We start from the raw sequence: 13,058 nt of genomic DNA on the forward strand, positions 1-13,058 counted from the left end.
CCCAGGGCATAGATGCCAACACCTTAAGCCGTTGTTTGTGTTTACTCAATGCTGCCCTTTGCCATCAGCAGTGGCTGGATGGTATTTCCAGACTTAGTCTGATGTTAAAAACGGAAGATGGTGTTATTGCGCCTTTACTTAAAGATGTGATGGCACAGTTAAGCCTTGATGAGTTACAGCAAAATCAGCCGCTGGTGTTTGGTCAGCATCATTTATTGCAAGCGGCTGAATCGCTTAAAGATCCGGCCTTGCAACAAGTGGTGCAGCTGCTGGAACAACCTGCGTGTTTAATGAATTTATTACAGCCGCTGGCGATGGACGACAATACCAAATTAATTTTAGGCAAAGAGTCGGGTATCCCGCAGCTGCATAATGTCAGTGTGATCACCGTCAGGTATCAGGCTGATCCACAAAGATTTTTAGCCCTGTTAGGCCCAAGGCGGATGAACTACGCCAGGCTGATCCCTTTAGTGGAAGCTTGTGGCCAACAATTATCAAAGCACTTGAATCGGGCGTGACAATCCCCATAATAGCCGCACCTAGTTTGGAGTGAAGAACAAATGAGCGAGCAAGAAAAGGTACATAACGAGCCACAGGCTGACAATGCAGCCACTGAAACCGCCGCAGACACTGTGGAATTATCAGGTGAGCAGGCAGTAATTGCCAAACTGGAAGCAGAATTAGCGGCCGCCCGTGCCCATGCTGCCGATCAACAGGATTTAGCTTTACGCGTGAAAGCCGATGCGGAAAACACGAAACGTCGTTCAGCGATGGATGTGGAAAAAGCCCATAAATTTGCGCTGGAAAAATTTGCCGGTGATTTATTGCCGGTGTTAGACAATCTGGAGCGCTCTTTAGGTTTTATCGACCCTGCCAACGAAGCTGTCAAAGCTTTGGCTGAAGGTGTAGAGCTGACCTTAAAAGGTTTATTGGACACAGTGTCGAAATACGGTGTGCAGCAAATTGACCCACAAGGCAAACCTTTTAACCCTGAGTTCCATCAGGCCATGTCAATTCAGCCAAATGCGGATTTAGAGCCAAATACCGTTATTTTTGTGATGCAAAAAGGCTATGAGTTAAATGGCCGTTTATTGCGCCCAGCTATGGTCGGTGTGTCTAAAAAGCCTGATTAATCAGATTTTTAAACATAAAAAGTTTATAAAACAATGCCAGCTTTCGCTGGCATTGTTTTTTATTAGCTTTAAAGCGGGTTTTATATCAAACAGCGCAAAACAGCGTTTTCCCTTGTGTTGCCAAAGGCTGCCACCTTTGTTAACTCACTTTAAAACGCCCGACCAGGCCAAATAAAGTGTCAGATAACTGCCTGATTTGTGACGATAACTGCTCATTTTTTTCGGCAATACCACCGGCAGCTGCTGCCTGATCATGTAAAGCATACAGGTTTTTGGTAATTTCTTCGGACACCAGACTTTGCTCTTCAGTGGCTGCAGCGGTTTGGGTGGCCATATCATTCACACGGCGTGACGATTGTTGCAGCTGATGGAACACTTCATCGGCTTTGGCAAAAAAGGCCAGAGTGCGGTCGGCATTGTCTTTACTGCTTTGAATTGCGCCTGAGGCTTCATTCACCCGGCTTTGTAGTTTTTGAATCATCTCCTGAATATGGTTGGTGCTTTGTTGGGTGCGCGACGCCAGGGTGCGCACTTCATCAGCCACCACAGCAAAACCACGGCCTTGTTCACCGGCGCGGGCTGCTTCTATAGCCGCATTCAGTGCCAGCAAGTTGGTTTGTTCGGCAATAGCACGAATGACATCCAGCACTGACGCTATATTGGCCGAGCTGTTTTGTAATTCAGCTGAGCTTGAAAGGGCTGTGTCTACATCGGTCGATAGCGCCTGCATACTTTCATTCACATTATTCACCACAGTCAGGCCTTGTTCGGCATTGCGGCTGGCGGCTTCGGCTTCCTGCGCCGAATTAGTGGCGACATTGGCCATTTCTTTATTGGCAATGGTCATTTCATGCACTGCGCTGACAATAGTGTCGGAAGCTACATTTAACGAATTAGTGACGTCTTTAGTGCTGGAAGCAGAAGCCGACAAATGTTCAGTCAGCTCACTGAGTTGGCCGGCCTGTTGCAACACTGAGGCAATGAGTTGGCATAAATTGCCGACAAAAGCGTTAAATTCATGGGCAAGTTCGGCGAATTCGTCTTTACTCTGCACATTTAACCTTGCGGTTAAATCACCTTCACCTGAAGCTATTTCATTAATACGGCGGGTTAAAAAGTTAATTTGTGAGGTTAAATTCCTGGGGATCTGATAACTGAACCAACCTGCTATCAGCAAAATTACCGCCGAAATACCATAAGCCAGGGTCTGGAAACGGCTGATGGCGCTACTCAGGGTTTCTTGTTCACTGATAGATTTATTCAGTGCCGCTTCGCCTGCTTTATCCAACACATCCCGTAACGAGCCAAATTTTTGCTCTTCATCAGTGATAAGCGTGCTGGTGTCAGCGCCATTGGCGGCGGCGCTCAGCAGTTGTTCACTGGCTTGTTGCCATTGGTTAAACTGGCCGTCAAATACGCTAAATTCACGGACTATGTCGGGATATTGCTGTAAATGTTGTAAATAGTCGGCAAAACGTTGTTTGACCTGAGCGGCATTTTCTCTGGCTTCCTGTTGTTGTGTTGCTAAATCACCGACTTTATTAAGCGCATAAGTGGTGGCGAGTTTGGCCTGATATAAATCACGGTCGGCGTTTAACACCAGCGAAATGGCTTTTAGAAAGTTATTGGCCTGAGCGTCCAAAGCGCTTTTTTGCATGGCCGATAAATAACTGAACATAGAAACAACGATGACTAAGGTGAATCCAAGCAGCACCATAGGTACTGTGCTTTTCACTCTGATACTGTGCAGGTTCATCTGCTTCTCCCTGTTATGGTTTTTGTTCACGCAAGTATTGGTCGTTATTAAGATTTTCTCCAACTGAAAGCACAAATTTGCGACAACAGGAACAAAGGCCGCTACAAATAACCCAGGTGTTTAAAAACGCATTTTGTTGCACTGAAGCCCGCAGGCGACAGGTTATACTGCTGCCAATGATGTTAAGCCGGAGTCTGTTGATGTTACTTTCTGATCCTTCATTAATAAAAAACACTTTGCTACTCAACGGCGTCTGGCAGGCCGGCAGCAGCCAATTTGCTGTGTATAACCCGGCAACAGGCGAAGAAATTATTTGGGTTCATAACGCCTCGGTGAAAGACACCCAACTGGCCATTGAGTATGCCGTGCTGGCACAAAAGCAGTGGCAACAAAGTTTGGCGGCAGAACGCGCTTTTTTACTGAAAAACTGGCATCAGCTTGTTTTGCAACATCAGCATGATTTGGCGCTGATTTTAGCCACTGAACAAGGCAAACCGCTCAGTGAAGCCAAAGCCGAAATTTTGTATGCCGCCAGTTTTATTGAGTGGTTTGCCGAAGAAGCCAAAAGGTTATACGGCGATGTGATACCGACAACTGCTGCCAACAGGCGTTTAATGACGATAAAACAAGCTGTTGGTGTGGTGGCCGCTATTACGCCCTGGAATTTTCCGGCCGCGATGATCACCCGCAAACTGGCTCCGGCTTTTGCTGCGGGCTGCACTGTGATTCTAAAACCTTCGGAGCTGACACCACTGACGGCCATGGCTTTGGCAGAGCTGGCACAAAGGGCTGGCTTTGCGCCTGGTGTATTGCAGGTGTTGCCAACCAAAGAAGCGAGTGCTGTTGGCGAGCTGTTATGCCAAAGCCCGGACGTTAAAAAACTGACTTTTACCGGCTCTACCCGGGTCGGTAAATTATTAATGCGCCAGTGCGCTGATACCGTTAAACGGCTGTCGCTGGAGCTGGGTGGTAATGCGCCAGTGCTGATATTTGCCGATGCCGACTTGCCAAAAGCAGTGGCAGGTGTGATGGCGGCCAAGTTTAGAAATGCCGGTCAAACCTGTGTTTGTATTAACCGGATTTATGTTGAACGTGCTGTGTATCAAGAGTTTAACCAACTGTTATTAAAGGCGATGCAGCAGCTGGTACAGGGCAGTGCCTTAGAACCTGGTGTCACTTTAGGGCCGTTAATTAACACTGAAGCTGTGACTAAAGTGTCGGCTTTGGTGCAGCAAGCCATCAACCAAGGCGCCACTTTGATGTGGGCCGGGCAAAAACCGGTTGCGGGCAGCAATTTTTATCCGCCAACACTACTTTGTGATGTTACTCAGGATATGGCATTGATGCAGCAGGAAATTTTTGGCCCTGTTGCAGCTGTAATGCCCTTTGATAGTGAGCAGGAAGCCATTAGCCTTGCCAACCAAAGTGCCGCTGGTTTAGCCGCTTATGTATATAGTAATGATATCAGCAGGTTATGGCGGTTAGCTGAAGCGCTGCAAGTGGGCATGGTGGGCATAAACGAAACCGCTATTTCCACTGAAGTGATCCCTTTTGGCGGGGTAAAAGAATCTGGCCTTGGCCGTGAAGGTTCGCGTTATGGCATTGATGAATATCTGGAAATTAAACATTTATGCTGGGGTGGCCTGGTGTAGTCATTTGCATAAGCTGGCACCAGTTGGCGCCAGCTGACAAAAGAGAGGAAAAAGAACGGGCAAAAGGCTGGCTTCGCTGCCAGCCTTTTGCATTTATGGTGCTTTTTGTGCTGGTGGCGGAAACAGCACATCATAAGCCCAATGATAAAAATAACCATACAGCAGATAAAACAGCATAAAACCTAAATCCAGCAGCAGCGCCTGCCATAAGCTGATCGCCAGATACCAGGCGGTCAGAGGTAAAAATACCGCTAATAAACCCAGTTCAAAACAAATGGCATGCACAATACGCTCAGGCTGGGTTTTTATATTACGGCCACGCGGTGCCAAATAATAACGGTCAAACCACTGATTAAACTGATAATTCCACCAGGTTGCCAGCAGTGACATTAACACCGCCAAACCACCGAGCTCCAGCGCAGGTTTGTCTAAAAACCAGCTGCTGACCGGTATTAAAAATAAAAGCCCTATGCCTTCAAAACCCAAAGCCATCCGTAGCCGGTCTTTGCCATTTCGGCTGGTGGTGCTTGACGATGCTTGCTCTATATAAGCCTGGGTTGTCACTTTTTCTGCTGATAAATGACTCATTAAACTGCTCCGTTTTGCGCTGATGCGGGCAATTCTATCTGTTACTATTGCTACAACTAAGTTGGATACCATCTGGAAATCAGATAGATGAATTTGCAACAACTGGATATTTTGTTGGCGGTGGTGGCGGCCGGTTCTTTTTCGGCGGCTGCACGCAAATTAGGTAAAGTGCAGTCGGCGGTCAGTACCGCTATCAGTGAGCTGGAAATTGACTTAAATCTACAGTTATTTGACCGCAGTGGCCGTTACCCCAAGCTCACTGAAGCCGGGGCGCGCATTGTGCAACAAGCGCAGCTGGTGCGACAGCAATGTCAGCAGTTAACCGAGCTTGCGGCGGATTTAGCCGGTGGACTGGAAACCCGTTTTTGTCTGGCGGTAGATGATGAAGGCCAGTTACCCTGGCTGGCGCCTGTGCTGGCAGAGCTTTCGGCACAATTTCCAAAGCTTGAATTGCAGGTGTTGTTTCCGCTATTGGAAGACTTAACACTGATGCTGGAAAGGGGCGATGCCGATTTGGGCATTTGTTTTCAGCCACAACAGTTACCCGAACAATTTTTACGCTGGCCGCTGCAACAACTGCAATTTGCCGCTGCGGTTTCTACAGCACATGTGCTTGCGACTTTGGCTGAAGTGACAACTGCTGACTTACAACAACACCGGCAACTGATGGTCACAGGGCGCGGCGAAAGTCTGGAAAAACAACGGGGTAGGTTATCAAGCCAGGTCTGGTGGCTGGAAGGGGATATTGCCGTATTGGCGTTGGTTGAACAAAATCTGGGATGGGCCTGGTTACCGCTGCATGTGCTGCAACCTGCCATGTTACAAGGCAAAATTAAACTGCTGCCGATAAACAGCGAACCTGCCCAGCTACCGCTGCAACTGGAACTCTGGCAACTACGCGATAAAACCCCGGGCCCGGCCGGTTTATGGCTGCGGCAAAGGTTGTTGCAGTTAAAGGGCTGATGCAGCCAGAGGATAAGTGGCAAACCACTGGCTGGAACCTACCACCGGCAAGGACCATGTTCGCCCGTTCGCGCCTGCCGCGCTCACTTTTGAATGCTCACTTTGCAGCTCCTGATGGTTGGTCTAAACCTGTTGCTGCTCTGGATTGCTCCTTTTAACAGAAGCTTGTGTTGATTTACCTCCACCCGCAAAAAACTCTCAGGATAAAATCTTGTTACAAAGCAGTAGGCATAGTTTAAATACATAGCACACTGAAACTGTTAGCTTTATGGGCCCGTTTGCAGTTGCTTTAGCGCAAGCCATTTTTACCGGAACCTTTTTATGTGGTGTCGTATTAAACAAAATTTTTTGAGTCAAACCATATTTTTATCGCCAACAACCTTTATTTGGAATTGCAGGCGAGCGGTGGCTTTCACTTTGTTGCTGCTTGCTGTTACACCAGCTTATGCCGCCGAGGGGTTGGCAGAAGGCATTTATTATCAAAGCTTTGGCGAGGGTAAACCGGTGTTAATTATTAATGGCGGCCCGGGGCTGGATAGTGAAGGTTTTGCCACTGTGGCCAAAGCAGTGGCTGCACAAGGTTTTCAGGCCATTTTATTTGATCAGCGTGGCACAGGGCGGTCACCGTTGCCGGTGATTGATAAAAATACCGTCACTATGGATCTGATGGTGGCCGATATGGAGAAAATCCGCAAAAAACTAAAGCTAAAACAATGGACTATTCTGGGGCATTCTTTTGGTGGCATGCTAGCGGCGCATTACGCCAGCCAACATCCGGAGCAGGTTGAAAAACTGATATTTTCATCATCAGGTGGGCTGGATCTGGATTTTGTCGCCGATATTCAGCCGCGTATCAACCAGCAACTCAGTGTTAAACAGCGCACAGAAATGGCGGCTTATCAGCTGAAACAAAGTTTAGGTGACAGCAGCGCCGCGACCAATGAAAAACGGGTGAATATTCTGGCGCAGGCTTATGTGCTGGATAAAAGCAAAGCGCCTTTGGTGGCTGCCAGATTAAAAGTGGTGAATATGCAGTTAAATCAACTGGTATTTGCCGATATGGCGCGCATTAAATTTGACCATAAACAGAGTTTTGCCAACTTTGCTAAACCTGTGCTGGTGCTGCAAGGCGACCAGGACATTATCAGTATTCACACCGCCGAAAAAACACAACGCAGTTTCCCGAATGCGCGGCTGGAAATTCTTAAGAACTGCGCCCACTATGGCTGGCTTGACCAACCGGAACAATATTACCGGCTTTTGTTTGTGTTTTTAAAAGCCTGACGGCTGCAGCATGAGGCGATAGATGCCGGTAGTAAGTGACAAAAGTTACGCTTGTGATCATGCGTGACTGAGGAGCGGCTTGAAACAACCACCGGCAACTACTACGTTCGCCCGTTCGCGCCTCCCGCGCTCCCTGTTGAATGCCTGCTGCGCAGCTACCGGTGTTTGGTTTAGTATCATGAAGTCTTGTCGAGTACCATTTTTACTCTTTGGGAACGACGCACAGTACAAGACTTGCCTCTGCATTTTTTGCTTATATCGCTGTTGTTTCTGAAACATTTCAGCTTCACACTTAACCAGGTTTGTTATCACAAAGGAAAATTCCATGTCTCACAGAAGCCGCAGGCTGCAAAAAAAATTGTATTTAGGCGAGTTTGCTGTATTGGGTTTTGAGTTTTCAGCAGAGATGAACTTTACGTCTGACCATGAGTTTGAGGGTTTTCTGGATAATATGATTGATTTTATTGAAAGCCGTGAGCTGGTGATGGCTGCTGGTGGCACTGCTTCATCCTGGTCAGGTGTGATTTGTTCTATACACAGGTATGGTTGTGCCACAACTGAAGATCAACAAGCAGTTGAGGCCTGGCTCAGCGCAAATTCACAGTTAACAAATATCCGGGTCGGGCCTTTGCTTGATGTCAATTATGGGCTCTGACTTTGGGTTTACCAACGGTTAACCTGGTGTCCTTGCAGCAGTTTTAGCCATAGTTAAGGGGCTGGTTGTAGCGCTATGTGCCTGTTTTATCGCAAAAGATAACCAGAACTTTGCGCTTGAGTGCCGCTTTGCGTTATCGTGAGCTTTCTTATGGTCTATAGGTACAGATGTCAGCAGATGCCAATGTTGTTGCGCTTTTTCAGCTTAATTCTGTTTGTGCTATTGAGCAGCTCTCAGGTTGTGGCCCGCACCACACCACTGACTGACTATTTTCGGGAAAGTTTAACCACCCGGGATGGTTTGCCACACAACACCATTAATGCCATAACCCAAAGCCATGACGGTTATTTGTGGTTTGCCACCTGGGAAGGGGCTGCCCGCTATGATGGCCGGAACTTTATTGTGTTTGGCCGCACTGCCGAAACAGGTTTGCCAGATGTTGGGATCCGCGCTTTCCATCTGAATGGCAATGGCGATTTATTATTGGGCGGCTCACGCGGTGGTATGGCTCTGGTGCGTGATGGCCGCTGGCAACATTTACCCGCTATTGGCACCTTAATTAATGATCTGCTGCGCGACCATAACGGGGATTTGTGGATAGCCACTGAAGGGGGTGGGTTGTTTTTGCAGCGCCAGAACGGTCAGACGCAACAGTTTGCCAGTCAGGCCGGGCTGCGTCCTTCTGTGATTTACCGGGTATTACAGGACAAGCAGGGGCTGATCTGGCTGGCAACCCAACAAGGTTTGTATTGGTTTGACCCAGCTGCACCAGCACCTGAATTTCATTTGGTGGCTTTGGAGTCGGGTTTACCCTTGACCTCAGTTTTTGCACTGCTGATCAGCAAAGAAGGCCAGTTGCTGGTGGGCACAGAACAAGGGGTATTCCGGCGTAACGACACTGAATTTACGCCATTGCACCCCCAACTTGCCGGTGTTGCCGTGGCGACCCTGATGTTGGATCAACAACAACAACTGTGGATAGGCACTATTAACCGTGGCTTATTAAGGTTATCGGATTTAGGCCTGGAGCAGCTGACAGTCACTGAAGGTTTACCCAATAACAGAGTGCTGGCGTTATGGCAGGACAGAGAGCTCAGCATCTGGATTGGCACTAATGGTGGTGTGTTACGGCTGCGCGATACACCTTTTACCAATCTCACCACAGCCAAAGGTTTAGCCGACAACTATGTGCGCACTTTGTTGCAGCATCAGGATTCTTCGGTCTGGGTTGGCACCAGCAATGGTCTGAATAAGGTTGTGGCGCAACAGATTGAACATATAGCCGGAGTTGGCGGCAACCCGGTGTCTGCGCTTAGTCTGGCGCAGGGACCGGACGGTGACGTCTGGGTCGGCACTTATGCAGAAGGGGTGTTGCGTTATCGTGGCAATCAACTGTACCAGCAATATGACAGAGCCGATGGCTTGGTTTCCAACGAAGTGCGGGCTTTGTTACCACTGGCTGATGGGACTGTCTGGATCGGCAGCTCTGGTGGTTTAACCCGGCTGAAAGATGGGCAAATGCAACATTTTCACGTGGCCGATGGTTTACCCGGTGAGTTTGTCACGGCCTTACATCAGTCGCCTGATGGCCGGCTTTGGGTAGGTACAGGCAGTGGTGGAGCAGTCTTTGAGAACGGCAAGTTGCGCCGGCTGAGCCTGCAGCAACATGACGATGTACATTATGTGTTTGGTTTTTATCAGGCAGACAATTCGGCTGATGTCTGGCTGGCAACCGACAGAGGGCTGGTGCGTTATGAGACCGCCACTGCTGCTTTGCAACTTGTGGGGCTGGCGGCAGGTCTGCCTTTTGACAAAATTTTTGCCATAGTGCCGGAGCAGGATCAATATTTCTGGCTTAGCAGTAACAGGGGCGTGCTTAGGATCAAACAACAGGACGCTATTGCCATTGCCAGTGGTCAGCAGCAAAAGCTGGTGAATTACGAACTTTATGGTGAAAGTGACGGTATGTTAAGTGCGCAGTGTAATGGCGGCTCCATGCCGGCTGCAGTGGCGTTAAATACCGGCGTATTATGGTTTGCCACCTCACAGGGGGTTGCCATGGTAGAGCCGTCGCGACTGGCTGATTTTGTTGTAAAAACGCCGCCTGTGGTGGTGCAGCAGATCAGTGCAGATGGTCAGCTTTACGGCGGCGCTTCGGCTGAGTTTCCGCCAGGGACACGCCGTATTGCCTTACAGTTTGCTGGTTTAAGTTATGTGATGCCAAGCCGTATTCAATACCGCACTCAATTGTTGGGTTTTGATCAACACTGGGTAGAGCGTGGGCCGCAGCAAGTGGCTGAATATACCAACCTAGCGCCGGGTTCTTATCGTTTTCTGGTCAGTGCAGCATACCCTGATGGCGATTGGTCGGCACAACCGGCCCATTTTGATTTTGTGATCCAACCGCTGTTCTGGCAGCGGCTTGATTTTATTGCCAGCGCTGTGCTGACTTTGATATTGCTGCTTTTGTTGTTGTATCGCGCCAGAATGCTGAGCCTGCGCAACAACGAAAACCGCTTGCGTCAGCAAGTCAGCGAAAAAACGGCGGCGTTACAACAGCAAGCGACAGAACTGCGCCAGGTGGTGGCAGAAAAATCAGATTTAGCCGAGCAGTTGCACCAGCAGGCGCAGGCGTTTGCATTACAGGCACGCGAAGATGGTCTGACTGGCCTTGCCAACCGCAGGGCTTTTGATGAACAGCTGGCGGCCGAATTTGCCAGAGCAGCCAGGTTGCAACATTTGTTATGTTTAGTCCTGATTGATATTGATTATTTTAAACGTATTAATGATGACTTTTCGCACCTGACAGGTGATGCGGTGTTAAAGCGCCTGGCGGCTCTTATCAAAACACAATGCCGTGATATTGACGTCTGTGCGCGCTGGGGTGGGGAAGAATTTGCGTTGTTATTGCCGCAAACCAGTCTGCAACAAGGCCGCGAAGTCTGTGAACGTTTGCGTCAGGCGATAGCGCAGATGGATTGTCAGGATCTGGCGCCTGGTTTAACAGTGACCGCAAGCTTTGGTTTGGCAGTCAATACAGGTTTGTCACATTATGACAAGCTGATTTCCAGAGCAGATACGCTGTTATATCAGGCCAAAAGTCAGGGCCGGGATCAGGTTTGTGGTTAAGTTGTTGTTATAAAATAAGTATTTTGCGCGTTGTACTTTAACAAAGCTCAAAAGTCACTTTTTATCAGCATAGGTCATCAGTATTAAAAAAGGAGCTTTTCAGCTCCTTTTTGTTTGTTGCCAGACAGCTCAACTGCGGCTTTGGCGATATCAGAATTTCAATGCGACTTTTACCGAAGCGTCAACTTTGCTGGCATCAACATAGCCAATCACAGAAGGATTGGTGGCTACCAGCTTAATCATCTCTTCGTCACTGGCAATTTCTTTGGGTGGTGTACCTTTGCCGGTAAATACCAACTTGGACCAATAAGCTTTCAGCTGGCTGGACGACTTTTTCAGCACAGCGTCGTTAAAAGCCGTGCTGGCTGAGGCACCTTCATTCAGCGATAACGGCACTACAGATTTACCATCGGCAAAGGATTTTTCTCTGCCAAGGAATATTTTGGACACAGTGGCTTCGTCCAGCGCATTGTTATTTGACGGATGTACTATGACTGCCACTTCAGCAAAGGCCAGCTGGCTCAGCAGCAAACCAGCAACACATAACATTTTTTTCATGGTTATCCCCTTAGAACACCAGATCAACGCCAAAGGACACTATTTCATAATCGCCAACGGCAGGGCGGGTGTCGGAGCCATTAAAATAATCCACTTTAATAGCTGCACTTGGATGGAAGTCATATCTGACTGACAAACCAACACCATCGAACTCGCGTTGTGCAAACGCATTATTAATGCCTTTGCCGGTCGCCAGTAACACCGGATGTGCCACACCATTTAAAAAGTCATGGTCAGCGTCCTGAGCATAATCTTCGGTATGCAGCGTGAGCACCACTTTGTCAAAACGGTGGCCTAGGGCCAGATACCAGGACTGGTTGGGTGCATCTGTGGAATCTTCCACCACATAATCGACAAACTCAAAATCAACTAACCAGTTATTGTAATCAACGGCAAAACCACTAAACCAATAAAAGGCGTCTTTACCATCCCAGCCAATACGGGATTTAAAGTCATTGACCTGTGCTGCAGTAGCTCCCATGTTTTGCGCCAGATTCATACCAGGTGTTGCCAGCGGAAACACAGTGCTGCTGTCGATACTGGCACCGTCAATTTCAGCGGCAAAAATACCACCAAACAGTTGCCACCAGTCGCCGGCCAGCGTTGCATTGGCGCTGAAGATATTATCCATGCCAAAATCAACAAAGTTGTTGGTCACGGCGCTAAAGGCTTCGCCAGACCAACCGCCATACAACACTTTGGTGGAGAGGCTGTAATCACCCAGATTAAACTGACTGTCCAGCGCTATACCTTCAATAGTACTGAATTCAAAGTCGATATAAACGGCCTTAGGTAAACGGGAAAAGTTATGGGCATACCCTACTTTTTCATATTCCGACTGGTGGAAAATCGGGTTGGCAAAACGGCCGGCACTCAGGCGGTGGCTGTCGTTCAGTTGATAACTCAGATAAGCCCAGCGTGCTTCAACTTCAAAATCGGTGCGGCCTTCGCCAAACAGTTGCACTGTGGCAGAAAGTCCTGCGCCTAAATCGGCTTGCGCCTGAATGGCAAACAAAGATTCAGGTTTAAACGACAGTTCTCCTTCTTCAAAACCAGGGAAGGGTTCAAGCCCGCCGTCGCTGGATACTGAGGTGCCACGGATAGAAGCAAAGCCATTTAGTTTTACTTCGGCCAGTAGTTGTTGTGGAAAAAGTGCAACGACCAGTGCTGAAGTCATCAGCAATTGTCGTTTTGTTGGTAATTTTTTTGTTTTCATCATCTGTCCTGCCTTTTCTTATAGAAGCCCTGAAAGCGTAGTCGAAGTTTTTGCCCTGTTCTTTCTTTTTAAAACAATCACTTTGCGACAGATCAATCTGCGGTCCGGTGACAGAGCGTTTGGT

Annotated in this window: 11 protein-coding genes; 7 read left to right on the forward strand and 4 right to left on the reverse strand. The window is 48.4% G+C overall.

What is annotated here, in order from left to right; genetic code table 11:
• Both RCH83_RS05215 and grpE read left to right on the forward strand, forming a co-directional pair.
• Positions 1 to 518: HrcA family transcriptional regulator (locus RCH83_RS05215; RefSeq protein ID WP_306519742.1), on the forward strand; the 518-nt coding region annotated here is incomplete at its 5' end.
• 42 nt (positions 519 to 560) lie between these two features.
• Positions 561 to 1,133: a nucleotide exchange factor GrpE gene (gene grpE / locus RCH83_RS05220; protein ID WP_306519744.1), complete on the forward strand. Its 573-nt coding sequence runs from the start codon at positions 561 to 563 to the stop codon at positions 1,131 to 1,133.
• A 139-nt stretch (positions 1,134 to 1,272) separates the two neighbouring features.
• Here the strand turns inward: grpE and RCH83_RS05225 are convergent, their stop codons facing one another.
• Positions 1,273 to 2,889: a methyl-accepting chemotaxis protein gene (locus RCH83_RS05225; RefSeq protein ID WP_306519746.1), complete on the reverse strand. Its 1,617-nt coding sequence runs from the start codon at positions 2,887 to 2,889 to the stop codon at positions 1,273 to 1,275.
• Positions 2,890 to 3,089: 200 nt separating this feature from the next.
• Between RCH83_RS05225 and RCH83_RS05230 the strand changes: the two genes are divergently transcribed.
• On the forward strand, positions 3,090 to 4,541 hold the full coding sequence (locus RCH83_RS05230) for an NAD-dependent succinate-semialdehyde dehydrogenase (protein WP_306519748.1): 1,452 nt from the start codon (positions 3,090 to 3,092) through the stop codon (positions 4,539 to 4,541).
• Positions 4,542 to 4,634: 93 nt separating this feature from the next.
• On the opposite strand, the gene RCH83_RS05235 is transcribed toward RCH83_RS05230, so the two are convergent.
• Complete coding sequence (locus RCH83_RS05235) at positions 4,635 to 5,129, reverse strand: PACE efflux transporter (protein WP_306519750.1); 495 nt, start codon at positions 5,127 to 5,129, stop codon at positions 4,635 to 4,637.
• Positions 5,130 to 5,216: 87 nt separating this feature from the next.
• Between RCH83_RS05235 and RCH83_RS05240 the strand changes: the two genes are divergently transcribed.
• The 4 genes from RCH83_RS05240 to RCH83_RS05255 all read left to right on the forward strand — a co-directional run bounded on the left by RCH83_RS05240 (position 5,217) and on the right by RCH83_RS05255 (position 11,160).
• Positions 5,217 to 6,092: a LysR family transcriptional regulator gene (locus tag RCH83_RS05240; protein ID WP_306519752.1), complete on the forward strand. Its 876-nt coding sequence runs from the start codon at positions 5,217 to 5,219 to the stop codon at positions 6,090 to 6,092.
• Between the two features lie 405 nt (positions 6,093 to 6,497).
• The gene (locus RCH83_RS05245) at positions 6,498 to 7,376 is read left to right on the forward strand and encodes an alpha/beta fold hydrolase (protein ID WP_306519754.1); all 879 of its coding nucleotides are present in this window, start codon (positions 6,498 to 6,500) and stop codon (positions 7,374 to 7,376) included.
• Between the two features lie 325 nt (positions 7,377 to 7,701).
• Positions 7,702 to 8,031, forward strand: a complete 330-nt coding sequence (locus tag RCH83_RS05250; RefSeq protein ID WP_306519756.1) for a YggL family protein — start codon at positions 7,702 to 7,704, stop codon at positions 8,029 to 8,031.
• A 183-nt stretch (positions 8,032 to 8,214) separates the two neighbouring features.
• The gene (locus RCH83_RS05255) at positions 8,215 to 11,160 is read left to right on the forward strand and encodes a ligand-binding sensor domain-containing diguanylate cyclase (protein ID WP_306519758.1); all 2,946 of its coding nucleotides are present in this window, start codon (positions 8,215 to 8,217) and stop codon (positions 11,158 to 11,160) included.
• Positions 11,161 to 11,310: 150 nt separating this feature from the next.
• On the opposite strand, the gene RCH83_RS05260 is transcribed toward RCH83_RS05255, so the two are convergent.
• Positions 11,311 to 11,718, reverse strand: a complete 408-nt coding sequence (locus RCH83_RS05260; protein ID WP_306519760.1) for a phosphate ABC transporter substrate-binding protein — start codon at positions 11,716 to 11,718, stop codon at positions 11,311 to 11,313.
• A gap of 10 nt (positions 11,719 to 11,728) precedes the next feature.
• On the reverse strand, positions 11,729 to 12,934 hold the full coding sequence (locus RCH83_RS05265) for a hypothetical protein (protein ID WP_306519762.1): 1,206 nt from the start codon (positions 12,932 to 12,934) through the stop codon (positions 11,729 to 11,731).
• Between the last annotated feature and the right edge of the window lie 124 nt (positions 12,935 to 13,058).

Source organism: Rheinheimera sp. (genome assembly GCF_030824435.1).
In the GTDB taxonomy this organism is placed as follows: Bacteria; Pseudomonadota; Gammaproteobacteria; order Enterobacterales; family Alteromonadaceae; genus Pararheinheimera.

What these genes read in the sequence shown, in the direction of transcription:
- RCH83_RS05230 (WP_306519748.1), top strand. Translation starts at nt 3,090, where the DNA reads ATGTTACTTTCTGATCCTTCATTAATAAAAAACACTTTGCTACTCAAC.
- RCH83_RS05265 (WP_306519762.1), bottom strand. Translation starts at nt 12,934, where the DNA reads ATGAAAACAAAAAAATTACCAACAAAACGACAATTGCTGATGACTTCA.
- RCH83_RS05255 (WP_306519758.1), top strand. Translation starts at nt 8,215, where the DNA reads ATGTTGTTGCGCTTTTTCAGCTTAATTCTGTTTGTGCTATTGAGCAGC.
- RCH83_RS05240 (WP_306519752.1), top strand. Translation starts at nt 5,217, where the DNA reads ATGAATTTGCAACAACTGGATATTTTGTTGGCGGTGGTGGCGGCCGGT.
- RCH83_RS05260 (WP_306519760.1), bottom strand. Translation starts at nt 11,718, where the DNA reads ATGAAAAAAATGTTATGTGTTGCTGGTTTGCTGCTGAGCCAGCTGGCC.
- grpE (WP_306519744.1), top strand. Translation starts at nt 561, where the DNA reads ATGAGCGAGCAAGAAAAGGTACATAACGAGCCACAGGCTGACAATGCA.
- RCH83_RS05235 (WP_306519750.1), bottom strand. Translation starts at nt 5,129, where the DNA reads ATGAGTCATTTATCAGCAGAAAAAGTGACAACCCAGGCTTATATAGAG.
- RCH83_RS05225 (WP_306519746.1), bottom strand. Translation starts at nt 2,889, where the DNA reads ATGAACCTGCACAGTATCAGAGTGAAAAGCACAGTACCTATGGTGCTG.
- RCH83_RS05250 (WP_306519756.1), top strand. Translation starts at nt 7,702, where the DNA reads ATGTCTCACAGAAGCCGCAGGCTGCAAAAAAAATTGTATTTAGGCGAG.